The organism is Pseudomonas sp. MPR-R2A5, from assembly GCF_058793055.1.
Genome location: NZ_JBXAFK010000112.1, coordinates 1 through 1,304 on the forward strand (window position 1 = coordinate 1; position 1,304 = coordinate 1,304).

Here is a 1,304-nt window from a genome sequence, read left to right on the forward strand (position 1 = left end):
TGTGGGAGGGGGCTTGCCCCGGTACAAACCGGGGACATCGTTTACATTTCTAACCGGGGACATGGTTTACAGGTTAATACGCATGATCAGGAGGTAGCTGATCATGCCCTGGAACCAAGAGTCCCCCATGAATCAACGAATCAAGCTGGTTGCTAACTGGCTTTCTGGCAACTACACAAAAGCCCAGCTGGCGCGTCGTTTCAACGTGAGCCGGCCTACGGTAGACAAATGGATTGCTCGGTATGATGGCGATTTAAAGTCGTTGTCCGAGCTTTCCCGACGACCTCATCACAGTCCCAACAAGACCGACGATGAGATCTTGGCCCGTGTAGTGGCCATGAAGGAAGCTCACGATAAGTGGGGACCTAAGAAGCTTATCGAGCTACTGCGAATCGAGGATCCCTCCATCGCATGGCCCTCTGCGAGTACAGCAGGCCAATGGCTGGATCGGCTTGGACTGGTCAGCAAACGGCGGTTCAAGCGTCGGCACGGTACCTCCCATATTGAAATGCGAGAGGCCAATGACCCCAACAAAACCTGGTGCGTGGACTACAAAGGGCAATTCAAGATGCTCAACGCCCAGATGTGCTTCCCGCTGACTGTTACAGACCATGCATCCCGTTTGATTCTGGCTTGCAGGGCTCATCCTAAAATCATGACCCAGCCTGTAAAACAAACCTTTGAGCGGCTTTTTCAGGATTACGGCATGCCGGAAGTCATTCGTTCTGACAATGGCGTTCCCTTCGCCTCTCCTGGCTTGGCGAGAATGTCCACACTGGCCGTTTGGTGGATCCGTTTAGGTATCTATCCCGAGCGCACCATACCTGGAAGACCTGCCCAGAATGGTCGACACGAACGAATGCATCGCAGCCTGAAACTTGAGCTACCGCTAGGGAACAACTTGGTCGAGCAGCAGCTTTTGTTGGAACATTTCCGACATGAGTTCAATTACGTACGCCCTCATGAAGCGCTTGGTATGAAGCGTCCGGGAGAGGTGTACGTACCATCTACCCGACTGTACCCAGGATGCTTGCCCGATGTGGAGTATCCGGCAGAAATGCGGGTGCGAAGCGTCAGGCAGGATGGATCGATCAAGTGGAATGGCAAGTTGGTATTTGTCAGCGAGGCCCTATCCGGAGAAAGGATAGGGCTTAAAGAAGCTGAGGATGATGCCTGGGATTTGTACCTGTGTGACTATCCCTTGGGGAGGCTTGGACGAGGTACGACCCGCGTCCAAGCCTCAAATGTGTAAACGATGTCCCCGGTTTCAGATGTAAACGATGTCTACGGTTCTACACCCCGAT

The 1,304-nt window shown here is 53.1% G+C and carries 1 protein-coding gene; it reads left to right on the top strand.

From position 1 onward, the window contains the following. Positions 1-103: 103 nt before the first annotated feature. Positions 104-1,252, top strand: coding sequence for an integrase core domain-containing protein (locus tag AC1Q6I_RS34745; protein WP_024074889.1), 1,149 nt, complete (start codon positions 104-106; stop codon positions 1,250-1,252). The last annotated feature ends 52 nt before the right edge of the window (positions 1,253-1,304 follow it).

Bases quoted from the DNA above. Each gene is read 5' to 3' on its own strand.
- AC1Q6I_RS34745 (WP_024074889.1), top strand. From the start codon at position 104: ATGCCCTGGAACCAAGAGTCCCCCATGAATCAACGAATCAAGCTGGTT.